This window comes from Brevibacillus formosus (genome assembly GCF_003013405.1).
Lineage (GTDB): Bacteria > Bacillota > Bacilli > Brevibacillales > Brevibacillaceae > Brevibacillus > Brevibacillus formosus.
The window spans coordinates 48,729-71,405 of sequence record NZ_PXZL01000025.1 but is presented as its reverse complement, the minus strand read 5'-3'; the positions used below and the strand labels follow the sequence as shown (position 1 = coordinate 71,405).

Genomic DNA, 22,677 nt, shown 5'->3' with positions numbered 1-22,677 from the left:
AGGAGAAGTCGAGAAACTATGGACACGACCAATACGATTAATTTTCAAGATATCATCAAAAAAAGCGTCTTAAAAATGGACCAGTTCGCCAGCATCTCGATCATTGATACCATCATAGGTCTTGTGCTGTCGGGATTGCTTGGTTTGTTCATCTACTATATTTACAAGAAAACGTTTCGTGGCGTCGTCTATACGCACACCTTTAACATCACGCTGGTGGCCATGGCAATGCTTACTTGCCTGATTATCATGACGATTAGCACGAATATCGTGCTCTCTCTCGGGATGGTCGGCGCATTGAGCATTGTGCGGTTCCGTACCGCCATCAAAGACCCGTTGGATATTGTCTTCATGTTTTGGTCTATCTCGGTAGGTATTGCGACGGGAGCAGGGGTGTACCCGGTTTCCGTTCTAGGATCTCTGGTGGTGGCGGCTGTCATTGTCGTATTATCCAAGCGACAAATGAGAGATGTTGCTTATCTGCTCATTATTACCTATCAGGATCAAGCCAATGACGGGGTCAAATACCAGCTGAACAAGCTAAAATACACTTTGAAATCAAAGACAGTCAACAAAGAGATGGTGGAATTGATTGTAGAAGTAAAAATCAAAGGAGATAATACGGCATTTGTTCAAGATATTTCAGAGGTAGAAGGTGTGAAAAACGTATCATTGGTCAGCTACGATGGCGATTATGCACCATAAATGATGCTACAAAAAATCCCTTTCTGACGACTCCTTTACAGGCTGTCAGGAAGGGATTTTTTCTTTGATGATCAGTCTCGTACTTGAACCTTGCCTAGTGTGTATCTTCCGTCCGCTCTTTTTCCTTCCATGGCAAATTGAATGCCCGGTTCTTCCGTATGGGGATCGAGGATAGCCACACAGAGTGTGTATGTTCCTTCAGGTAAATCATCCGGGATTTCCAAGCTTTGCTTGACGGTTTTCTTGCCGGGAAGCCATTTGCGGATGTCTTCGTCCGTTTTGGTCTTGGTTACGATCTCGCCATCTTCATCCATGAGTGACAGCTCGAGAATCCACGGAAAATAAAAAGGAGCAACACCGCGGTTTTGCCAATCCATCGTTACAGCGAGGCTTTCTCCGGGCTCGATTGTTTTGGCATGTGTCTCTTTGGTGATGGAGAAGCGGTAGCCAATCGTGTTTAAAAAGCGGTCCAAATTTTGTTGTTGTTCGCCATCTTTTTCGAACTGTGCAGGGGTATTGGGGCCAAGCCAGCTAATATGCGAAGCTTTGGCTTGTGAGATCACCTGGTTAATGGAGGATCGGGTAAAGTAGCTGTTTAACGAATCGGATGGAGAGAACTCTCCACCGCTTGGTGCAAACTTCCAAAAATCAGGCATGGCAGGCATTTTTTCTTTGGTGAGCCAGGATACATAGCCCTTCTGTATCCAGGACAGGTAGCTGTCTGTATCATCTTTGTTGCCGAACATGTCGTTAAACAGGCCCAGTTTGTACTCTTTGGCGACTGGATGTGGTCTTCGCATCAGTAGCATGGAATCAGGGAATTTATCCAGATACGGTTGGACGTACTGATCGGTGATTTCTGTCGCAGGGAAAGGAATAGACGTATCTGTGTGCCATTCTCCCCAGTGACCGACGCTTCCCAGCTGTATGAAAGCAATGCGGGGATCGTCCTTGTAACGCTCGCCCAGAGCATCAATCAACTGTTTGTGGTATTTGATGACCAATGGATTGCTGTAGTTGGGACTATAGCCTTTGCCATAGTCGTTTCGATACCACTCGCCATCTTCAAAGTTGTCATTGTCCCCGCCGATCTCGTTGTATAGCCAATCCGGTATCTCCATGTCTGATTTGTTATCGGGAATATCCATAACGATACGGAGGATGAACTTGACATCTTTTTCTGTCCATTCTTCAAACCGGATCGCATCTTCGACCTCATCAAATGCATAATCCCCTTTGGTGGGCTCGAGCATCCGCCAGGTAAGATTGGCGTAGACGAGGGTGTGTTCTTGCTCATGATTACTCGTCCGTGAGTCGGGAGCCAGTCCCATATACGGGTTTTGGAGCACGTCTTGGGTTTGTTTTGGTGAATAGCTCGCCGTTCCATAACTGGAGGCGGCGGCAGAGGAAGGTAGAATGCAAAAAGCAGCGAGAAGTACGCTGTATAGACCACTTCTGATCTTCATGAGTGCCCCCTAGATCTTGTGAGAGAGTATCAATTACTTTCCTTCTGTCTCCTGTTTCCATATGTGATACCACTTGGTGATATGCTCGTTTGCAGCAGAGCCGAGTTCAGTCTCCCACCGAGAGGTCAGGAGTTGATACTGTTCTTCTACTGCCGCATGATCGTCCAAAGAAGCGTACAACTGCATCAAGATCATGTAGCTGTCTTCTTCAAGCGGGTGCAAATTCTGAATGCGTTGGTTGACGTTGATCGCCTCCCGTACTCTGCCATGTCCCAAATAAAAGCTGCTCATTGTTTTGGCGAGCTGCAGCCACATTCTGCGGAGTCTTTCCCGCTCATACTCTGCCCACAAATAGTCGTAGTCTCCGAAATAATCGCCTGTATACGTCGCGAGCACTTGCTCATACTCCTGGATATTGGCAAGAGAGAGGGGGAGTAATTGTTTGAGACGACTCTCCCATTCCTCCACATCGATCGTAGCCGAATCAATCGTCAGCTTATAGCCGCCTTCTAAATTCCCTTTGTTGATCGATATCGTTTGCAGACCATAGCGTTTCAAGGTTTGCCGGATGAGGTAAATCGTCGTATATAGCTGGGTCACGCCTTTGCTTCCGTCATAGTCCGGCCACAATAGCTCGATAATCGAATCCTTGTCGATCATCTTGTTGCGGTGATGCAATAAATACGCAAACAGCTCCCGGGCTTTATTCGTGCGCCACTTGATCTCTTGCGGCTCCTGATTCGGCTGGTGAAACAAAATACTATTGAAGCATTGGATGGAAACGACTGATTCTTCTTTAACAGGCGCGGCTTCTTTCGCGGACTTGATTCTTTCACGAAGACGGTCCATTGTCTTTTGCAAGCGTTGAAGCTGTACGGGCTTCATGATGTAATCCAGCGCGCACAGTTCAAAAGCATCAACGGCGTACTTATCGTACCCTGTGACAAATACGATCTCCGGGGAGTTATCGATTCCTTGCAGACGTTCTCCGATCTCCAGTCCACTGATGCGCGGCATATTAATATCTAAAAACACGACATCTGGTTGAAGGGATATTGCTTGATCGATCGCTTCGAGAGGATTGGTGTAGGCTCCGACTACCTTAACGCCGCCAACATCTTTTTCCAGCAATCGTTGCAGATGCATCAGGGGTAGTTGCTCGTCGTCTACCAATAAGGCTCTCATCCACTGTCTCTCCTTCAAAAATCGATAAAATACAACAGATTGTTCTGCGAATCTGATTTGTTCATACTTTCTACTCTATCACCAAAAGAGAGGTTATCCAAATCTTACGGTGGAAGGAAATGTGAATTTTTATCTAAGTGAATTGCGGTCATGCTTTTTATTATTCTTCGCCTAGGTCGCCTCCACTGTCAACTTCAGAATATGCTCCAACTCATCAAACGAGACAAACCGGGCTTGTCGGAACATTTCTTTTCCGTCCATAAACAGCAGGATCGCCGGAGCCGTAAATACGAGAAACTCACCGGAGAGATTAGGTATTTTTTCCATGGATGCAACCATACTTTTCACTTGTGGGTATTGTTTTAGCAGTTCTACCGTTCTTGCGTAGGTGACATCGCAAACGCCGCAGTTTGTCGTTTTAATGAACAGCAGGCTGAGGGGATGGCCCTCGATGTCTGTAAGCAGTTCAGTCAGTTCTAGATATTCCTGCACAGTTCTCCACCTCTTGTTTCGTCGTCCTCACACATCATCATCAGCTTAACCTACGATTCGACAGATTGAAAAGGAAAAACGTCCCGCACAATCTCAGGAAATAAAGAAATGAAAGCGATTTTCAGTAAAATACCTAAAAAAAATTGGGTATTTTTGCAACAATTTTCTAAAATCCTCCGTCTGTAATGGTGAATTTTTCCTAAAAAGCAGGAAGGAGGACATATGGTGTTATCCATGTATGTCATCATTCCCATTCTTTTCGTAATGGCAGTCGCTATGTATACCGACCTACGCAGTCGTCTCATTTACGACTGGCTGACGCTCCCGGGAATCATTTATTTTCTCCTCGTGCATGCGTTCCTTCATCCGGAAAAATGGCTAACCTATGCGATAGGCGCTATCGTGCTGGGCGGAATCTCACTGCTCATGGCGGTGATCAGTAAAGGGCAGATGGGCGGAGGCGATATCAAGCTGCTGGCTCTGGTGGGAGCGGCGGTTGGATGGCAAGCGGGATTGATAGTACTCATGCTTACGTATTTGCTCGCGGGAGTCAGTGTACTTCCCATGTGGGTCATATCCAAGATGACGGGCAGAATGAAGATTGGCCGAGAGATACCACTGGCGCCATTTGTTGCTGGCGGAACCAGTTTGATGCTGGTCATGGTCATGTATTACTAGTCTTTTTCTCATAAGGGTGTCGATTCGGAATCTTGGTAATAAAACGACAAAATATGACACATGAATGGATTTTTCAAAAAAGAGAGGGAATCTTCAGATGTTGGAATCAAAACGTAGAGCAATCATCTTCCTTGTATTATCGTTCCTACTTGCTGCTCTGGCGGGCTTTCTGTTTTTGCAAAAAATCAAGGACTTGAACGCGCAGCTTGGCGAGATGGTGGAAATTTACGAGGCGAATGCAGACATTCCATCTCGGGCACTGATTCAACCCGACCAATTGACGGTAAGGGAAATCCCCAAAAAGTATGCGGATGATTCGTATGTGATCGATAAAGCCAGTTTGAAAAATCAAGTCACGATTGTCCCTTTGTCGAAGGGGGATATCATTACGAAAAACATCATGAAGCCGGCGAACGTTGTTCGGGACGAGAACAACAGGCTCGTGACGGTATTTTCATCGAATAATATCGTCTTCGACCAGGAGCTGGAAGCGCTAGACCGGGTCGACATCATCATCTCGCATGAGGTGAGTGGAAAGCCCGTAACGGAAGTGTTCATGAAAGACGTGCCGGTCGCCATGGTAGCGAAATCGGAGAATAGCTTCAAGGGCGTGGCTTTGGAACTGCCGTTTGAGGAAGCGCCGAAGTTCATTCACCAGCAGCATTACGCCCAGATGGTTCGCATTTTGAAAGCGAATGTGGGCAAAGGAGACTTGGGCATTCCTGATCCGTTTGTGGAGCCTACGCCGGAACAGACGAAACCGCCTGGCAAACCAGCCGACGCCAAGCCGGGGACACCAGCAGTAACGCCACCTGCGGCACAGCCTGCCGTCCAGCCCGCCGTCCAGCCCGCCGTCCAGACACCACCAGCGGCTCCGGTTCAGCCACAAAGCAAACCAACTTCGGTACCACCGCAGCCAACTAATCAACCACCGAAAACCGGAGGATAAGTCATGAACAAAGATATGAAAATTCTCGTCGTTGCGGATTACGACTCTGTAAAAGACATGCTGAGGGAAATTCTGTCCGTTTACGAGCAAGTACGATACACGACTTCCAGCGAAGTGAAAAAAGAAATTGACCGCATTGGACCCGATGTCGTTTTGCTCGTGCAGCCGGAAGACGGAGCAGGAGTAGAGCTGGTGCAGTATATACAAGGCGAGCTGCCGGAGGGCATTGTCATTTATCTCACGGAAAGACAGGATTTTGTCTTGCTGCGAGATGTCGTCCGTGCGGGTGCGGTTGAATATATCGTCATGCCTGATGAGCTCAACCTTTTGTCTGATCGTCTCGACAAAATATCCGATCTATCCCTCATCAAACAGAGAAAAAAGGGCGCGGATGTATCCGGCAAGGCTTTTGTGCGAGGACGGGGGAAGGTGTACTCCTTTTACAGCGGAAAAGGGGGGAGCGGGCGAACACAGCTGGCAACAGGCTTTGCGCAAGCATTGAAGCTGGAATCTACGGCAAGTGTGCTGCTCATCGACCTCAATCTCCAATACGGCGGTGTAGAAACCTTCTTGTCGTTTGAAAACAACCGTACATTGGGCGATTTGATGCCGGTTATGGACGAAATCAACGAATTTCATATTCGCAACGTGGCGCAGAGGGAGAACTATTCCAAGCTGGAGGTGCTTGTCAGCCCGCGGGATGCCGAAACAGCCGAGAATATGTCCGAAGCCTTTGTCACCAGGCTGATCCGCGCCAGTCGCCGCAGTTATGACTTTGTCATTATTGACCTGCCAACGCATATGAACGAGCTAACCTTTGCTGCTTTGTCTGAGTCGGACATGATTTACTACGTGATGAATCTGGACACACCGTCCGTTCAAATTTATCGACTCGTGGAAGACTTGTTCAGACGTCTTCGGATTGATACGGCAGGCAGGCTCGAAGTGATCGTCAACCAGGTGGGACGGGATAACGAGCTGAACGTATCGGATTTGAAAGGATTGTTCAACGCTCCGATTACTGCTGAAATCAGCAGAGATCATCAAGGAGTGCAAGCGGCCGTCAATCAAGGCCGACCATTGCAAAAAGAACCGAATGAGAAGAAGCTCTCTCCGGCTGCGAAAGACATCAGAAAATGGGTACTCAAGAAACTGTCATAAAGGTGGGAGTTAGATGGCTTTATTCCGACGCAAGCAAGAGCAGACAGCGCCAGGGGATGAGGCAAAGCAGACGACACTCGCTGCCACACTAGCAGCTCCTTCCTTCAATCCGTATATTGACGAACTGGCTGAGCATTACAAGACCCGACTCTTGCGTGAGACCAACCTGGAGAGACTGACTAGTCTACGTTCAGATGAGATGCGTCTCGCGATCGAACGTCTCGTATCACAATACATGTCGGAAGAGAAGGTAGTCATTCCACGAAATGAAAAGGAAATACTGCTCACTCGTCTGATCAATGAATCAGTGGGGCTTGGGCCGCTCGAACCGCTGCTCGCAGACCCGGAAATCACGGAAATCTCGATTAATGGGCACAGCCTTGTTTACGTCGAGAAGCGGGGAAGGCTCGAGTTGACCGATTTAAAATTTCGCGATGAGGAACATTTGCGGCATATTGTAGACAGGATTGTCGCACCGCTCGGCCGCCGAATCGACGAAAGCTCACCGATGGTCGACGCCCGATTGAAGGACGGAAGCCGCGTGAATGCGGTCATCCCTCCGATCAGCCTGAATGGGACACTCGTTTCGATTCGTAAATTCCGCAAAGAGCCATATTTAATGGATGACCTGATGCAGTTCGGTTCCTTCAGTGAACCGATGTCCCAGTTTATTCAAGCCGTAGTGGAAGCCAAAATGAACGTCTTGATCTCAGGCGGTACGGGGAGCGGTAAGACGACGTTGCTCAATGCGACAGCAAAAGCCATTCCTCACTATGAACGTGTCATCACGATTGAGGATTCGGCCGAGCTGAAGCTGACTCACCCCAACTGTATTGGCATGGAGGCACGCCCGCCCAATATGGAGGGAACAGGAGAAGTCACCATTCGTCAGCTCGTGCGAAACTCCCTGCGGATGAGGCCAGACCGCATCATCGTCGGGGAGGTACGGGGTGCGGAAGCATTTGACATGCTGCAGGCAATGAATACGGGACATGAAGGCTCGCTAACCACGGTACACGCCAATTCACCGCAGGATGCCTTCAACCGTTTGGAAGGGATGGTCGTCATGGCAGGGATGGATTTGCCCTCCACGATCGTCCGTGAATATATCGTCAGTGCGCTGGATATCATCGTCCAGGTCACACGTCTGTCTGACGGAACGCGGAAAATCGTTTCCATTTCAGAAGTGGCGAAAACCGAAGACAAACGGGTAGAGGTCAACGAGATTTTTCGTTTCCAGCGAAAGGGTATCGGCGCAAACGGGGAAGTGCTTGGCTACTTTACGGCAACCGGAGTGATCCCGCGCTGTTTGGAGAGGCTCCAAGTATTTGGAATCAATCTCGACGAATCCATGTTCAGGGCGGAAGGAGGGAAGCAGCGTGACCATGCCTATTCTGTTTAGTCTTGCGGTGTTGTTTGGTATCTGGGGCCTCTATGAATATCTCGGTTACCGGGCCAAGAAGACCGAATGGAAAAAGAAAGCAGAAGAATGGTTTGAGGTGAAGGGCAAACGAAAAAGCGTCGTCATCGTCTGGGGGGACAAATTCGACCAGACGCTTTATGCCAAAGAAATACAAAAAAAGCTGATCAAAGCGAATTTCCCCCTTGCGCCCTCCGAGTTTTACGGAATTTTGATTGTAGGGACTATGGGACTTGCTTTCTTGCTCAGTAACGTGGTGAATATTCCCTTTCCTTACAACATTATTATTGGTGCAGCGGTGATGTATCTCATACAGAACGTGTTGTTCTTTGTAAGACGAAATAAGTACCAGGAACGGTTGAATGAACAGCTGTCCGAGGTGTGCCGCCTTTTGGCAAACTCACTGCGGGCAGGACTTACGCTCTCACAGGGGATCACGCTTGTTGCGAAAGAGATGAATTACCCTGCTGGCGAAGAGTTCAGCCGCATGGCGCGCGAGCTGCAGCTTGGGGTTAGCTTTGACCGGGCGCTCTCTGACATGGAAAAACGGATACCGACGCGGGATTTCCGTATCTTTACTGCTACGCTGCTGATTCAACGGCGCGCAGGGGGGAATTTGAGCCAAGTGCTTCAGGAAATGGCGGAGACATTGGAGGATCGCCGCATTGTGAATCAGGAGATCAAGACGATGACCGCAGAACAGCGATACGTTTCCATCTTAGTGCCGATTATGCCTATTGCCCTGGTACTGATGATGAACATGATGAACGAAGGCTTTATTGATCCGTTGTTTTCTGGATTTGGTCTTTTTCTACTGGGGTTGTTCGTAATCGGAACTCTCCTGTCCTATATCCTCGTAAAGAAAGTGACCAACATAAAGGTGTGAAAACATGGATGCTCTCATAATTACATGCGTGTTCTTGTTTCTCTTGCTGTTCGCCATCTGTCTGAAGGAGTGGTATCGCTACTCCATCGAGAAGCAAAAACTGCTCACACATGTCCATGAGGTGACCGGACACAAAAACTACGGAGTGCGCAAGAAGGAAACTTCATCCGAACGTCTGGTCAAACGCCTGCTTCGGTATGGAGACGACTATGCGGTCATGGGTCAGCGCATCAACTTTTTTAGTGAGTCACATGAGGTTGAGGACTGGCTCCTGAAGGCTGGACGCCCGTTAGATTTGACAGTTGCCCAATTTCAAGGAGTCAAAATATTTATGGCTTTGCTCGGTATCATTGCCGGCACGCTGTTTTTCATTCTTGGCTTTCCCTTGTCGCATCTGGGCCTGATCGCATGGCCGTTGGTTGGATACTTTCTGCCTATCCTTCTGTTGAAGAACAAAGCCCGCGATCGTCAAAATCAGCTTCGTTATGACCTGCCGGAATTTCTTGACACCGTAAGCGTCACCCTGCAAGCAGGGGTAAGTCTCGATCAGGCATTGCGCGAAGTCATCAAGTTTTTTGACGGACCGATTCGGGAAGAGTTTTCCCGTTTCAATCAAGAGCTGGATCTGGGTGTGCAGAGGGAAAAGGCGTATGAACAACTGCTTCGACGCAACGATAATCCGGAGTTTCAAATGCTGATCAAAGCGCTCATTCAGGGGATGCGCCTGGGGGTACCGATTGCCGTCACGTTCAAGGCACAGGCCGAAAACATGCGAAGAATCCGTAAAGAGCTGATCAAGGAAAAGGCGGCCAAGGCGTCGCCGAAAGTAACCCTGATCACCACGTTTGTCGTGACTCCTACAGCGATTATCCTGATTGGCGGTTTGATGGTATTGAATATTTTAGAGAACCTCGATTTGTTCTCTGGCATCATGCCATAATGTATGTTTTGACTTTATGGGAGGTGATGCCTGTCACCAAGATGGGATGAGTAATGTGAACAATGTGCCTTATCAAATTTATTTTAACCATGAGGGGAGAAGATTTTTTATGAAAACCATGATGCAAAAACTGTATGTAAAAGTCCAAGGAGCCCTGCAAAATCAGAAAGGTGCTCAAGCCATTGAATGGATCGCGCTGGCAGGTGTGGTGATCGCCGTATTTGGAGCAGTAATCACTTACTTCAAAGGTAATCCTGACGGTGTGGGAAAATCAATTGGTGAAACGCTTGGTAATATCATCGGAGACTTGGATGGGAAGTAATCTGAGTGAATGCTGTTTGGTTACAAGCGTTGGAAAAGTTGGCGGTGAAGGGCTTTCCTTCACCGCCACACATACATAGTAAATCTGTAGGAAGCAGGAGGTAGCAGTCGATGAGATTTGTGAAGGGAATTTTTGCGGCCATCCTCCTTTTTAGCCTGCTAACGGCGTGTTCTCAAGAGGCAGGAAATCAACCGGAAACTCCACAGACCACGGATGGGCAGCCACCCTCTGTTCCATCAGGCACAGAAACACAACAGCCTCCAGACAAGACTGGTGAAACGAACACCGAGATGAGCAGAGAAGAAAAAATAAAAGCGTTGGAGGCAATGGTAAAGGCTGGCCCCCTGCTAAAACGGGAAACAACAGAGGATTTTTTGAACACTCCTCCTGGGCTTTTTGCGGGGAAGTCGTATGACGACAACAAGGAAGAGATAGAAACGGAATTGAAAAAATTCCCTTATATTGAAAATCCAGACGAAGAAATCGCGAATCTGTATTACCTTGCCCTCTTAGGTTTGTTCGCGGAGAGCTATCCCGATCCGCAACAAATTATTGATGATATGAAGATGGATTATTTCGGAAGTCCGGAAATCGAAGATCCTCGCTACCAGTACAAGGAAAACTACAATGTGGAGATTATTCTAGACGCAAGTGGCAGCATGGGTGCAATGGCGAACGGCAAGACAAGGATGGAGGCTGCCAAAGATGCAATCAAAGCCTTTGCTGAATCATTGCCGCCACAGGCCAATGTGGCTCTGCGCGTATACGGACACAAGGGCAGCGGGAAAGAGTCTGATAAAGCGCTCTCTTGCGGCAGCAGTGATTTGGTATACGGAATGCAGCCTTACAACAAAGAAAAACTGCAGAGTTCCTTGAATCAGTTTCAGCCTGCGGGATATACCCCGATTGCCTACTCCTTGCAGGAAGCAATGAAGGATTTGAGCAAATTTTCCGGGGACAAAAACACCAATATGATTTATCTGGTTAGCGACGGTATCGAAACATGCGGCGGAAACCCCGCCGAAGCAGCAAAACAACTTTCCCAATCAGCGATCACTCCGATTATTAATGTAATTGGTTTTGGTGTGGACGGTCCAGGGCAGCAACAGCTAAAAGAAGTGGCCAAGGCAGCAGGAGGCCGCTACGTACTGATTCAGGATCAAAAAGAACTGCAGGAAGAATTCAATCGTGGGAAAGAGATTGCAGACAAATGGAAAAAGTGGAAAGCAGATGCGTCCTATCAGGCTTTTGACACGCGCATATCACGTAAGACAGACATCAGTTCGTTCGCAGCAGACTGGAGAATCATTGCTGGCGATGAAAGCTACAATATGAATTCTGCCATTACGACTATGGGTGCGGATGACATGATTCCGGATGAACTTGCCAATCGTCTCCGAACCATGAAGGACGAACAGAAGGATATAGCCAAGAAAAAGGCGGACGAATTGGAGGATTTTCTGGATTCCTTGAACGATAAGTCCTATAAGGAAACCGTGAATGCGATCAACAATAAGTTTGCGCAGAATACGAAAACGAACTAAAGTCGAAATCTCCAAAAGGAGGTTTGTATAAGTGAGGAAATGGATTAGAGGCCCAATTGCAGCGGCTACCTTTGCTTTTCTGATTCTTTTGATGAATCTGCTTCCGCTTGCGGCTCTGGCATCATCTGTTAACCTGCAAGCGCCGAATTACAATGCGCCAAATTGGCAGCAACCGAACATGCAGGCGCCAAACTGGGAGCAGCCGAACGTGCAGGCGCCAAATTGGGAACAGCCGAATGTGCAGGCGCCGAACTGGGAGCAGCCGAATGTGCAGGCACCGAACATGCAGGCGCCGAACTGGCAGCAGCCAAATCTGCAGGCTCCAAACGTCAATCAACCGAACATGCAGGCGCCGAATGTCAATCAACCGAACCCGCAAGCGCCAAACGCAACCGCCCCGACAACGAATATAGAAATGCAGCCACCCGGCGCAAACTCTGACGGTTCGAAACCGATGACGGAGACGCTGGAATACGGTGCAATCAAATGGACGTTCAAAGACGTAATGGGCGGTACGCTGGCATACAGCGCTGATTTGCTTATGAACGGCGAAGTAGATATGGCGACGGGACTTCGGGGCAAAGGCATGTTACTGGGAGACCTGGCAATAAAAGGCCTTGATTTAGCCTTCAAGAATACGCCGTATGCAGGTACTGTAACAGGCATGGGTGTTGATACACTCGACGGGATGAACGCATGGGCCAACTATCAGTTTGTGTTGGCGCAATTGCCGAATAACAGCTTCCGGGATATTTTCCAAGGCGGTCAGCTCACGAATTCGGCAAATCCATCCGGCGTCAGGATGCCGGGGATCGTGAAAGGTTTGAATGTTGGCGTAGCAGCCATCAGCCTTCCGTTTGATGTTATCGATACATTTGGAAGCTTTGGCATGGCGTTTGACCCGAGTCAGAGTGAAGCCACACAAAATGAGAAATTTGTGGATGGCGTCGGTAATTTCGGCAGTGTGCTGATGGACGCAGGGGTCATTGCTTCCGTCATACCAGGCGGGCAGGCCGTAGGTGGTGTGCTTGTTGTCACTGGTGCCGTTTTGTGGGGATTGAGCAAACTCGTGAAGTACGCTGACAAGCTAGCCGGCGGAGCGATTACTCGTGGAATCCGGGATGGGGTCGGAAAAGCTGTTGGCTGGGTGAAATCCTTATTTGCGTAACGGAGGTCCTTTGCTATGAAAGTCGTGAATACACCACAGGTTCAGGCTCAGATCGAGCGGAATAAGCGTTTCTTAGAGAGGACAGAGCTGTATAATTACCCGGCCTACGTAGACGGACAATATTACTACCATGTAGCGTACTGGAAATGGGGAAAAAAAGACGCTGTCGGGTACTTGGTGCTGCGACCGGATGGTGAAGTGGTTCGCCGTAAGGAAGCAGAGCCCGTCGTAAAACTGTTTTTGGTGCATGCACATGCGGGGCGCAAGATTAAGAACAATCTGGCCATTGATAAAGAGAAGCCGATCGAGATGTACGAGCAAAAATACGAGTATCTGAGGGCGCTTTTGCCCAGCTGCCAGGATAAGATGGACACGGTGCTTAGGCAAGATGCAGAGAAGCTGATCGACGTTTGCAAAACCATGATGGAAAGCCGGGACCAGTTGCGTGCCATTTATGCTCGAGGGATGGATCTGCTCAATCAATTTTTCGCTCGCAACTACGTCATCGCGGGAGAGGAAACGGCATTGCGGGATGTGTTATTTGAATCCGACTACATTCTGTATGATCGCATTCGCAAGCAGGTGCTGATCAAAGACTCGGTGGATCGGCTTTACCAGTTTTTCCAATCCAATCGAGTAGAACTGGATCGGGTACAGGAGCAGAAACGAAAAAAGCTAATCGACCTGCTCTCTGTATACAAAGACAAAACACTGCGAAATATTGCCGATGAATCCGTGAAAAGCTTTGAAACGCATACGACAGGGAAACATGAGTCTTTCCATTCGGTTGAACAGTTGCGGGAGGCCCACGAAAAGCTTAATATGACCATCTTGGAAAACGGGCTGATGGATAAACTGCGAAACCCATAACAGGAAAGGTGAGAGAAACCCATATGCATCCCTTCAAAGAAAGCATTCGTTTTTATGCACGGAACATCGAATCTTTGCTGCTCTTGTCCGCCGTGCTCGTGGTTCCATTTTTTATCATCCACAACTTTACACTGAACTACCTGAACCTGATCGCCGCGATCACGGGTGCCAAATTCGTAGCAAGCTTTTTCAATCTTTTTTTACTTCTTCTGTTTTTGCTGATCCTACAGATCCCTTTCGCCCAGTATGTCCAGAGTGATTTGGACGGAGATGAGCGCCCGGTTCGAAAGGCATTTCGAGCCTTTTTCGAACACAGCTTTTCCGTGTTCGTTTTCGGGATCGTGTTTAGCTTTCTTGTATCCGCAGGAATGATGCTATTCATGATACCTGGGTTGATCATTCTGGTTCTATTTTATTTGACTCCGTTTTTCGTGGTGCTGAAAAAACAATCAGCTTGGCGCTCTTGGCGAGGTGCCCTGGAAATGGGGAAAAAGCATTTTTTGCAAATCTTTGGCTTACTGTTGCTAGTGAGCTTGGTGGAATGGCTAATCAGTTTGGCGGGTCTGTTCCTCGTCACGTCCATCACCTCGACCTTCGGAGCGGTTATGTTTATTGAGCTTTTGCTCAACGTGATTGTTCTTCCGTTTTTCGCGGTCATGTTCATGATGTACGTGAATAAGTGGAAAGAAGAAGCGGCAGGAGCAGAAGCCGCTGTGTCGGGAGGATTGCTGCTTGATGAGAGGTAGCTTGCAAATAAGCGCGAAAGGAGATGAGCGAAGAATGCGCCTGAAGAGGATTGTTGCGAATGAAAAGGGCTCCGTCACCGTGGAGTTTATCGCCATACTGCCGTTCGTCTTTCTGATCATGCTGATTTGCTGGCAGTTTCTTGTGGGTGTCTACGGCGTAATCATCTCGCAGTCGGCAGCCAATGAGGCGGCGAAGGTGTACGCCATAACGGGGAATTCGGGAGAAGCCATGCAAGCTGCCAAAAACGTGGTGAACGCGGCAGGAGGCTACATTTCCTTCAATGATTGTGATATCACGGGGAATGGTAGCGGATATTTTACCGCCAAGGTCGGCGTACAGATGGAGCTGGCGTTTCTCCCTGACTGGCTATATATCGAGAAGGAAGACAGATATATCTCATTTGATCGGGAAATAACGAGCAGGGTGATGAACTAATGGTACGTATACTGCGTCACTTGCAAAATGAACGTGGAAATATGACGATCTTCACCCTGACGATTTACTGGTTTATGTTCATGCTGGTGTTTGTTGCGCTTTTCAACTTTTCGACCATTTTTGTAGACAAGGAGCAGGCATCGAACAGTGCGCAGCAGGCGAGTATTGCGGCGGTGAAGGATATATATGATGAGATGGATGCGGCTATTAAAATATATGATTTGTCACCCAAACGGTATTATGACGAAAATTATCTCGGTCCCAGAGTAGCAGTTGCCAGGAGCCAGCTGAGAGCAGCGCACCCTGATTGGTCCCATAGCGAGATTGAATACGGTGCGATTGACTCGGTATTAAGCAGCGCATTGCCAGGCGATGTTGAGTTGCAGACTTATGTCTACGCGGGCTTGCAAACGGCAACAGCAAAAATTCCTGGAGTGGTTGCCAAAGTGCTATCAGACAACAAAGCAACACTCAGCGGCTCGTCCGTCCAATTGTTCAACAGCGACAATCGGATTGAAGTAACTACTTCTGTAAAGTACGAATCGGAATCGATGGGGTTTGACTTCATTCCCGCCTATTCCGAGCAAATCTACCAGACAGGTGAAAGCAGGCGGATCGGTTTTATTGATGAAGTAAGCGGATGGGCGAATCTGCATATCCCTATGTAGGAACGGCGAGCATTGGAGGAAATGGCATGACAAGAAAGCTACAAAAAATGCAGCGGTTCTGGAATGTAATGACGGTGATCATCTATGGCGTTTTCCTGCCGTTGTCCTGTCTGTTCATGGCGTTGGGGGAAAAGCTCCCGTATGCATTGTTCTTTTTTATGTTTGCCCTTCCTTATATTGAACAGGCTGGCATGGACCATTTGCACCGAAAAGAAATGAATCGGTGATGATCAAGTGTACGAGAAGGAAGGTGTAAGCCATGTCCAGACAGGAACGAAACTGGCAGCGCTTTTGGCGATACATGATGATTTACTTCTACGCCCTGATTTTGCCGGCTACGATCATCGGCGCATTTTATCGAGAAGAGTTCCCGTTGCAGCTGCTCATCCTCGCCATCGGTATGCCTTTTATCAAAAGAAACCATCTGGCGTTCATCCGAAAGAAAAACGCGGCGATCTGATCAACATGGCAACAAGGCAAGGAGGATATGACCGAATGCGTAACACCAAAATACGGATGTCGCTCTTGATCAACAGCATCTTGATCATGCTTCTGCTTACCGGTTGTTCTCTGGGTGCAGTAGGAGCGGGTGCAGGGCTCGGACAAAATCAATGGCCGCAGACGACACAGGAATTGATTGCTTCACAGCCCGGACCGCTTGCCGGCACGCAATTTTTTCACGCAGCTTATCCGCATCGAGCGGAGATCATACAGGTTTTGGATAAAATGCCTACCGTGGTCGACGGGATGAATGATGCTTACCTGGATTTGTACTGGAATCAATTGCTTACCCTGTTTGCCGAGGATTACCTCAGTCCCCAAATGGTTGTAGACCGCTGGAGAATGGCTTCGTATGGGAGTCCGGACATCGAGGACGCCCGATTTCAGTTTCGGGAAAATTTCAACGTAGAAATCATCCTGGATGCAAGCGGCAGTATGGCCGGGAAAATTGGGGACAAAACGAAAATGCAGCTCGCCAAGGAAGCGATCAAGGAATTCGCGGAAGCACTGCCTGAAGAGGCGAGAATCTCGCTGCGCGTGTATGGTCATAAGGGCAGCAATGCTGATGAACATAAGCAGCTTTCCTGCGGCAGCAGTGAAATGGTCTATCCATTGCAAGCCTACGATGCGAAGGGTCTTGAGCAAGCACTTGACATGTTTGAGCCGACGGGCTGGACATCCATTGCGCACTCTTTGCGTCTCGCTCAGGAGGATTTGGCGGGATTCGAAGCGGATAAAAATACGAATGTCATCTATCTGGTCAGTGACGGTATCGAGACGTGCGATGGCAATCCAGTGGCAGTAGCCAAGGAATTGTCCCAGTCCAAAATTATGCCGTTGCTGAACGTTATCGGCTTTGACGTGAATGCAGAAGGGCAGAAGCAATTGAAGGAGATTGCCCACGCGTCAGAAGGTCTGTATGCAAATGTGACGAACCGCGAGCAGTTCAAGCAAGAGCTGGAACGTGCGAAAGAAATTGCCCAGAAGTGGGAGCAGTGGAAACGGGAGGCTTTGACAGAAGCGGACGCTGTCTTGATCGACCGTAAAAAATGGGTGGATGCTTACGACCGAGACTGGTACGAGAAAAACTGGCGGGAGAGCCTGAACATCGGAATGGCGATCGAGTATTTGTCTGCAAGTGGCAAGATTGGCAATGAAGCGAGAGAGTACCTTACTGGGAAAAGGCAAGAAAGAGAAGCGTTGGCCACACAGTCCAAGGAGGAGCTTACCAATTACTTGGTGAGTCTCACAACCGAGACCTATCAGGAAATGAGAGAGGAAATTGAGGATAAATACAGTGGAAACTAACAGGAATGGGTTCTCCGTACAAAAGCGATTGCGGTCGCAACGGAGAACCCACTGTAAATGTAAAGGGATAGGGTGCGTCAATCATATGTGAACGTAACGACCTGTTTCAGGCCTGGGTCCACTCCGATTGCCACGTCTTTTAGGCCATCTGTGTAATAAAAATAACGCTTGGCGTCATTGGAATGAGCGTCAGAAGCTTTCACCAATTGGAAGTCGTTTGTAGCAAGAAGGTTTTTCGAGCGGATGAAATCAGATGCCGTCTTTTCCAAATCTGCTTCTGTCATCGTTTTTGTCGCCATTTCTCCGTTTATTCCAATAACGTCAATCGACAGGGAAAGGATTTGCTTTGACTTCGGTTCGATGATCGCGTGAAAGCCATGGACATCGCCACTCACAGGTTCGCGTTTTAGTATGGCGTGAACAGGGACTCCTCTGTATACCGAATTGGTTGGGTCCTCCAGCGTGATTTCCCGATCAGTCGTATCGACATCCACCTGATAGTATTGTCTAACAGCGGCTGCAGCGATTTGCGCCGCTTCTTTTTTTCCGAGCCCTAGCACTGCATCTGGTGAGCTGGAGGAGCATCCCATTAACAGAAAGACGAGAAGCGCCGTGCCCAGCCATGCGAACTTTTTCATTGTGAACCCTCCAGCCATCCCAAGTAATACGTGTAATCTTTTTTTATCCTAACAGGGATTGTTTCGACTCCCTATCGATTAACCTTTCCATTACCTTACGATGTTGTAAGCTTTGAGAAAAATGTAGGGAGTGACAGGACTTCGGGTAAAAAAGACGAAAAATTCAGAGTATGTGTAATGTATGTGAAAAACGAGGGGGCAAGTGGAATGAACGCCATCGAGCTGAATCAAGCGCTTCAAATGTATGTGAGGACTGAGACCTTTCCCGTAGGAGTTAGCATCCGAAAAGAAGAAGCCGCTCTGCCGTCAAAGGCAAAGCGACCTGTCCGTGACCTGGGTTATCCGATTACCATTTGCCAAGCTGTCGGTTTTTCACGGCGTTATGGCTGGAGCATCGCGATGAATGGAGCCGACCTGTCCTGTCCGATCGCGCAGGTGGCTTTTGGGTATGAAGAGCAGCCGGCGTTTTATACAGAGGGTCATCTCGCCTGTGGGATGTATACAGATTCATTGGAAAATGGGGCGAAAAGTGAGCTGGATGTTCCGAAATTTTCAGCAGAAGAAAGCGGCTACTACGTATCGTTTCCGCTGGAGCGGGCACAGATTGAGCCAGATGTCGTTGTGATTTACGGCAATGCAGCACAGGTTATGCGATTGGTGGCGGGAATGCTGTACAAGCGCGGTGGATCGATTCCTTCCACCTTTTCCAGTCGGGCAGACTGTGCAGACATTGCAATCAAGCCGATTCAGACAGGACAGCCGCAAGTGATCGTACCGTGTTATGGCGACAGATTGTTTGCCCAGACACAGGATCATGAGATGGCCTTCAGCTTTCATTTTCGCGATGCCGCTGAGCTGGTCGAGGGATTAGCGGGAACGCAAAAAGGCGGAATCCGCTACCCGATCCCGTCCTTCTTGCGCTATCAGGCAGAGTTTCCGCCGACCTATCAAAAGCTTGCAGAGATGTTTGGAGAAAAAAACTAACCCTTCAGTCGGTTGAGCTGGAGCAGGTGATGGCGATAGTGCATTTCTACAACGGCAAACCATTCCTTGGCCGTCATCGGACCGAAGGCTGGGTGAGCCACCGTGTGATGCGCAGGAATTTCATCCAGAGTCGGCTCCAGCTCTTTCATTTGTGCGAGCACGCTGATGAGTCCATCACGCAGTTGCTCCTTGCTTTCTGGTTGTGCAGGTGTGTACTCCGGGGAGGCAGGGACTTTCACGCGAACGGGAGGCAAGGAGCCTTGAGCAAATATCGCCTGCCCGATCTCGGATTTTTCGGTACCTGCTTCTGTGACAGCAGGCCCCCCTTGTCTACACTTCTCGATACTTCCCAGTTGAAAATACCGGGCAGATTGGATCAAGTGAAGGTACATTTGACCGATCGACCATTCCTCTTCACTTGGTTTTTGCAGTAGTTGTTCCATGGTGAAGCCTTCTAATTCATGCAGGTAGTGGTTTGTCACGTCTTCAAATTTGTTCACGATTTCTTTTGTATTCATGGGCGAATCAGCTCCTCTTGGTTTTCTTGCTTTCATCATATAAAAACGCTACTGACAGCAGTATGTCAGTAGCGTTCGAATAATTTTTTGGCTTCATCACGAACTCGGATACGCAAGGATTCAGGCGTAAGAACAACCGCATCTGCCCCCAACCCAAGCACCCAAGACAATATTTCTTCGATTTGTCTGACGCGCAATCTGACGAGAAAGCCGTCCGGATGCTCCGTAATCTCTTCGATAAAAAAATAGCCCGATTCTTTTACCCGATCAGCAATAGCTGTGCTGATAACGATCTGCACCTCCAGGGACCGATCGTCGAGAGGCTTGTACTCATCAAAATTGAAATGGTCAGGGAGGATAAAGCGGTCTTCCAATACGACCAGGCCGCTCATGCGGGACAGGCGGAATCGACGAATATCCTGTCGCAGATCACAATGAGCGAGCAGTATCCAAGAACCCCGAACCAGTACCAGGCCATATGGGGCAACGTCACGCACTGTTTCACGATCATCACCCTCCCCAAGCGTGCCCCTCCGATAGCGGAAGCGTACCTTCCGCTGATTGATGATCGCATCGTGGATGAGCTGTGCATGCGCTTTTTCCTGCTCGCGCAGATTGTTTGCTCTGGGGCTTACGAGGCGAAAGGTTGAACGGATACGGCTGGCTTGTTCACCTACATCCGCCGACAGGATCGCTTCTACTTTGCGCTGTACAGCTCTCGCGCTATTGCCAAAGTTTTGGTCGAATACTTGCTCGACCAAGTCTGCTCCGATCAAAAGTGCAACGGCTTCTTCTACCGAAAAGCTGACGGGCGGCAGAAAATACCCTTCCATTAAGGAATAGCCCTGACCCGGTGCGCCAACGATAGGGACGCCTGCTTCGCTCAATGCCTGCATATCACGATAAATCGTCCGGACGCTCGTCTCGAAGGTCGCGGCCAAATCTTCTGCGCGTATCGTACCTTTTCTCTGCAACTCCAGAACGATTGCCAACAAACGATCTGTTTTGTTCATGCTAGGCTGCTGACCCCCTCTCTATCCAGCTAATCAACTTTATAAAAATGAACGGATATCTTTAAAATTATTTTATATTTACCCTACTTTTTATTTTAACAGTTTTTCCTATCCTACATGTGTAAGTGAAGGAGGAAGCTGTGAATGAAAAAGAGGGTTTTTTGGCTTGTCATTTTATTGCTGTTTGGATATATCGTTTTTCAAAAAATAGCAGATGGACCACCTAATGTTGGGGGACACATGGAAACGTTGAGAGAGGCCACCGGTGTGGAGTACCAATCGCTACAAATAGCAAAGGACCAAATTTATCAGGGAGACCTTCTCTTGGTCAACAAAGACTATCCGGTTCATGAGGCAGGGGTAAAAAGCGATGTTGTTCGGTTGTCTGAGCATGAAGAACTGTTACAAGGCTATCGTTTGCTCGATGACAGAATCGAAGTGTCAGAGCGTGTAGCCAAAGTATTTTTGGAGATGGTCGAAGCAGCGCAGCAAGATAACGTGACTCACTTTATCCTGAACAGCGGTTATCGAGGCATGGAAGAACAAGAAAAGCTATATGAAGAAATGGGACCAGCGTACGCGATGCCGAGCGGTTACAGCGAACATAATGTAGGCTCCGCGCTGGATATTGGATCGACGCAAATGAAAATGGAGCACGCCCCTGAAGGCAAGTGGCTGGAAGATCATTCGTGGAAATACGGTTTTATTTTGCGCTACCCAAAGGACAAGGTAGCCATTACAGGAACGGTATTCGAGCCTTGGCATTTCCGATATGTCGGATTGCCGCATAGCGCGATCATGAAGCAAAACAACTTTTCGCTGGAAGAATACTTGGATTACCTAAAAGGAAAAAGAAGGATCTCCGTGACAAACGATGGGAAGATCTGTGAAATTAACTACTACCCTGTCGATGAAGAGATGACGATCAAGGTACCGATTTCGAGCAACTATGAGATTTCGGGTGACAACATGGGCGGCGTGATTGTTACAAGCTGCGTGAACGAAGAAAAGAAGGGGTGAATCTAATGAAGAAATTGACTGTCGCGATTTTGTTTGGGGGATGTTCCTCAGAGTATGAAGTATCCCTTAAATCTACGAGTTCGGTGCTGGAAAGCTTGTGTCTGGAAAAGTACGAGGTAATTTTGCTAGGAATTACGAGGGAAGGGCAATGGCTGCGATATACCGGCAACATTGAAAGCATTCGGAATGACAGTTGGCATCAAAGTGAGAAGTGTGTTCCTGCCTTTCTCTCTCCTTGCAGACAGGTGAGGGGGATTGTTGCACAGGAGAACGGTGCCATGACGATCACGAAGGTTGATGTGGTGTTCCCGATTTTACATGGCAAAAACGGAGAGGATGGAACGGTACAAGGACTATTGGAGCTCGCAGGAATTCCGTTTGTCGGTTGTCACACGCTATCCTCAGCGATTTGTATGGATAAGGATATCGCCCACACGCTGGCGGAAAGCTCCGGTATCAAAACGCCAAGATCCGTTACTGTTTATCCGAATACTGATCTTGCAACTGTTCAAGCTGCCACCGAACCATTGGGATTCCCTTTGTATGTCAAACCGGCAAAGGCAGGGTCCTCCATTGGGATTACGAAAGCATACAGCCCATCAGAATTGTTCTTTGGTATAGAAAACGCCCTTCTGCATGATGACAAAGTGGTCATCGAGGAAAACATCGCGGGATTTGAAGTGGGCTGCGCGGTACTCGGAAATCGTGAGGTCATTGTGGGGGAAGTGGATGAGATCGAATTGCTCCAGGGCTTCTTCAATTACACAGAAAAGTATTCATTGGAGACTGCCCATATCCATGTTCCAGCAAGAATTGAAGAAGAGCTCGCTCATAAAATCAAGCAAACAGCGACTCATCTCTATCAGGTTTTTGGCTGTCGTGGCTTCGCTCGCGTGGATATGTTTGTCACACCAGACGGAGACATTGTGTTTAACGAAGTGAATACGATCCCCGGCTTTACCTCGAAAAGCAGGTATCCAAACATGCTGCGTGCTGCGGGGATTTCCTATAAAGAGCTTCTTGATACGTTGATTATGCTAGCGTTGGAGGAGGACTAAC

Annotated in this window: 26 protein-coding genes; 20 read left to right on the top strand and 6 right to left on the bottom strand. The window is 48.4% G+C overall.

The features are described from left to right. Positions 1-18: 18 nt before the first annotated feature. Complete coding sequence (locus C7R91_RS21095) at positions 19-705, top strand: DUF4956 domain-containing protein (RefSeq protein WP_047072385.1); 687 nt, start codon at positions 19-21, stop codon at positions 703-705. 71 nt (positions 706-776) lie between these two features. On the opposite strand, the gene C7R91_RS21090 is transcribed toward C7R91_RS21095, so the two are convergent. From C7R91_RS21090 to C7R91_RS21080, 3 genes are all read right to left on the bottom strand, one after another. Further along, positions 777-2,171: a DUF4832 domain-containing protein gene (locus C7R91_RS21090; protein ID WP_047072383.1), complete on the bottom strand. Its 1,395-nt coding sequence runs from the start codon at positions 2,169-2,171 to the stop codon at positions 777-779. A gap of 33 nt (positions 2,172-2,204) precedes the next feature. Next, positions 2,205-3,356 carry a response regulator gene (locus C7R91_RS21085; RefSeq protein WP_047072382.1) on the bottom strand — a complete coding sequence of 384 codons (1,152 nt, stop codon included), beginning with the start codon at positions 3,354-3,356 and terminating at the stop codon, positions 2,205-2,207. 171 nt (positions 3,357-3,527) lie between these two features. Further along, positions 3,528-3,848, bottom strand: a complete 321-nt coding sequence (locus C7R91_RS21080) for a thioredoxin family protein (RefSeq protein ID WP_047072380.1) — start codon at positions 3,846-3,848, stop codon at positions 3,528-3,530. A gap of 222 nt (positions 3,849-4,070) precedes the next feature. Here C7R91_RS21080 and C7R91_RS21075 point away from each other — a divergent pair, with 222 nt between their 5' ends. From C7R91_RS21075 to C7R91_RS21000, 16 genes are all read left to right on the top strand, one after another. Further along, a complete protein-coding gene (locus C7R91_RS21075; protein WP_047072379.1) occupies positions 4,071-4,526 on the top strand; it encodes a prepilin peptidase in 456 nt (151 codons plus the stop codon). A gap of 97 nt (positions 4,527-4,623) precedes the next feature. Continuing rightward, entirely contained in the window at positions 4,624-5,475 is an 852-nt protein-coding gene (locus C7R91_RS21070) for a CpaB family protein (RefSeq protein WP_047072378.1), read from the top strand. A 3-nt stretch (positions 5,476-5,478) separates the two neighbouring features. Next, positions 5,479-6,636 carry a CpaE/TadZ family protein gene (locus C7R91_RS21065; protein WP_047072377.1) on the top strand — a complete coding sequence of 386 codons (1,158 nt, stop codon included), beginning with the start codon at positions 5,479-5,481 and terminating at the stop codon, positions 6,634-6,636. A 13-nt stretch (positions 6,637-6,649) separates the two neighbouring features. After that, entirely contained in the window at positions 6,650-8,038 is a 1,389-nt protein-coding gene (locus tag C7R91_RS21060) for a TadA family conjugal transfer-associated ATPase (protein ID WP_047072376.1), read from the top strand. Further along, positions 8,016-8,942, top strand: coding sequence for a type II secretion system F family protein (locus tag C7R91_RS21055; protein WP_047072375.1), 927 nt, complete (start codon positions 8,016-8,018; stop codon positions 8,940-8,942). Before C7R91_RS21060 ends, C7R91_RS21055 begins: the two co-directional genes overlap by 23 nt. A 4-nt stretch (positions 8,943-8,946) precedes the next feature. Further along, positions 8,947-9,882 carry a type II secretion system F family protein gene (locus tag C7R91_RS21050; protein ID WP_047072374.1) on the top strand — a complete coding sequence of 312 codons (936 nt, stop codon included), beginning with the start codon at positions 8,947-8,949 and terminating at the stop codon, positions 9,880-9,882. 109 nt (positions 9,883-9,991) lie between these two features. Further along, the gene (locus tag C7R91_RS21045) at positions 9,992-10,204 is read left to right on the top strand and encodes a hypothetical protein (RefSeq protein ID WP_016740291.1); all 213 of its coding nucleotides are present in this window, start codon (positions 9,992-9,994) and stop codon (positions 10,202-10,204) included. Positions 10,205-10,314: 110 nt separating this feature from the next. Beyond that, positions 10,315-11,748 carry a vWA domain-containing protein gene (locus tag C7R91_RS21040; protein WP_047072372.1) on the top strand — a complete coding sequence of 478 codons (1,434 nt, stop codon included), beginning with the start codon at positions 10,315-10,317 and terminating at the stop codon, positions 11,746-11,748. A gap of 31 nt (positions 11,749-11,779) precedes the next feature. Continuing rightward, positions 11,780-12,916 (top strand): hypothetical protein, encoded by a 1,137-nt coding sequence (locus C7R91_RS21035; RefSeq protein ID WP_047072371.1) that lies wholly within the window; start codon positions 11,780-11,782, stop codon positions 12,914-12,916. 15 nt (positions 12,917-12,931) lie between these two features. Beyond that, entirely contained in the window at positions 12,932-13,786 is an 855-nt protein-coding gene (locus C7R91_RS21030) for a hypothetical protein (protein ID WP_047072370.1), read from the top strand. 23 nt (positions 13,787-13,809) lie between these two features. Continuing rightward, positions 13,810-14,532 carry a hypothetical protein gene (locus tag C7R91_RS21025; RefSeq protein WP_047072369.1) on the top strand — a complete coding sequence of 241 codons (723 nt, stop codon included), beginning with the start codon at positions 13,810-13,812 and terminating at the stop codon, positions 14,530-14,532. After that, a complete protein-coding gene (locus C7R91_RS21020; RefSeq protein ID WP_233220600.1) occupies positions 14,522-14,968 on the top strand; it encodes a TadE/TadG family type IV pilus assembly protein in 447 nt (148 codons plus the stop codon). The genes C7R91_RS21025 and C7R91_RS21020 overlap by 11 nt, the downstream gene beginning before the upstream one ends. Then, positions 14,968-15,636 carry a Tad domain-containing protein gene (locus C7R91_RS21015; RefSeq protein WP_047072368.1) on the top strand — a complete coding sequence of 223 codons (669 nt, stop codon included), beginning with the start codon at positions 14,968-14,970 and terminating at the stop codon, positions 15,634-15,636. Before C7R91_RS21020 ends, C7R91_RS21015 begins: the two co-directional genes overlap by 1 nt. 26 nt (positions 15,637-15,662) lie before the next feature. Beyond that, entirely contained in the window at positions 15,663-15,863 is a 201-nt protein-coding gene (locus C7R91_RS21010) for a hypothetical protein (protein WP_236697939.1), read from the top strand. Positions 15,864-15,895: 32 nt separating this feature from the next. Next, positions 15,896-16,096, top strand: coding sequence for a hypothetical protein (locus C7R91_RS21005; RefSeq protein ID WP_047072366.1), 201 nt, complete (start codon positions 15,896-15,898; stop codon positions 16,094-16,096). 35 nt (positions 16,097-16,131) lie between these two features. Then, entirely contained in the window at positions 16,132-17,445 is a 1,314-nt protein-coding gene (locus C7R91_RS21000; RefSeq protein ID WP_047072365.1) for a VWA domain-containing protein, read from the top strand. Positions 17,446-17,522: 77 nt separating this feature from the next. On the opposite strand, the gene C7R91_RS20995 is transcribed toward C7R91_RS21000, so the two are convergent. After that, positions 17,523-18,083, bottom strand: a complete 561-nt coding sequence (locus C7R91_RS20995; protein ID WP_047072364.1) for a hypothetical protein — start codon at positions 18,081-18,083, stop codon at positions 17,523-17,525. Positions 18,084-18,290: 207 nt separating this feature from the next. On the opposite strand from C7R91_RS20995, the gene C7R91_RS20990 reads away from it, so the two are divergent. Further along, on the top strand, positions 18,291-19,067 hold the full coding sequence (locus C7R91_RS20990) for a DUF169 domain-containing protein (protein WP_047072363.1): 777 nt from the start codon (positions 18,291-18,293) through the stop codon (positions 19,065-19,067). Here the strand turns inward: C7R91_RS20990 and C7R91_RS20985 are convergent. Further along, entirely contained in the window at positions 19,064-19,585 is a 522-nt protein-coding gene (locus C7R91_RS20985; protein WP_047072361.1) for a DinB family protein, read from the bottom strand. The two genes, C7R91_RS20990 and C7R91_RS20985, sit on opposite strands and share 4 nt — an antisense overlap. 65 nt (positions 19,586-19,650) lie before the next feature. Beyond that, the gene (locus C7R91_RS20980; protein WP_047072359.1) at positions 19,651-20,598 is read right to left on the bottom strand and encodes a helix-turn-helix transcriptional regulator; all 948 of its coding nucleotides are present in this window, start codon (positions 20,596-20,598) and stop codon (positions 19,651-19,653) included. 144 nt (positions 20,599-20,742) lie between these two features. Between C7R91_RS20980 and C7R91_RS20975 the strand changes: the two genes are divergently transcribed. After that, a complete protein-coding gene (locus C7R91_RS20975; protein ID WP_047072357.1) occupies positions 20,743-21,618 on the top strand; it encodes a M15 family metallopeptidase in 876 nt (291 codons plus the stop codon). Between the two features lie 5 nt (positions 21,619-21,623). Continuing rightward, positions 21,624-22,676 (top strand): D-alanine--D-serine ligase VanG, encoded by a 1,053-nt coding sequence (vanG, locus tag C7R91_RS20970; protein ID WP_047072356.1) that lies wholly within the window; start codon positions 21,624-21,626, stop codon positions 22,674-22,676. Position 22,677 lies beyond the last annotated feature (1 nt).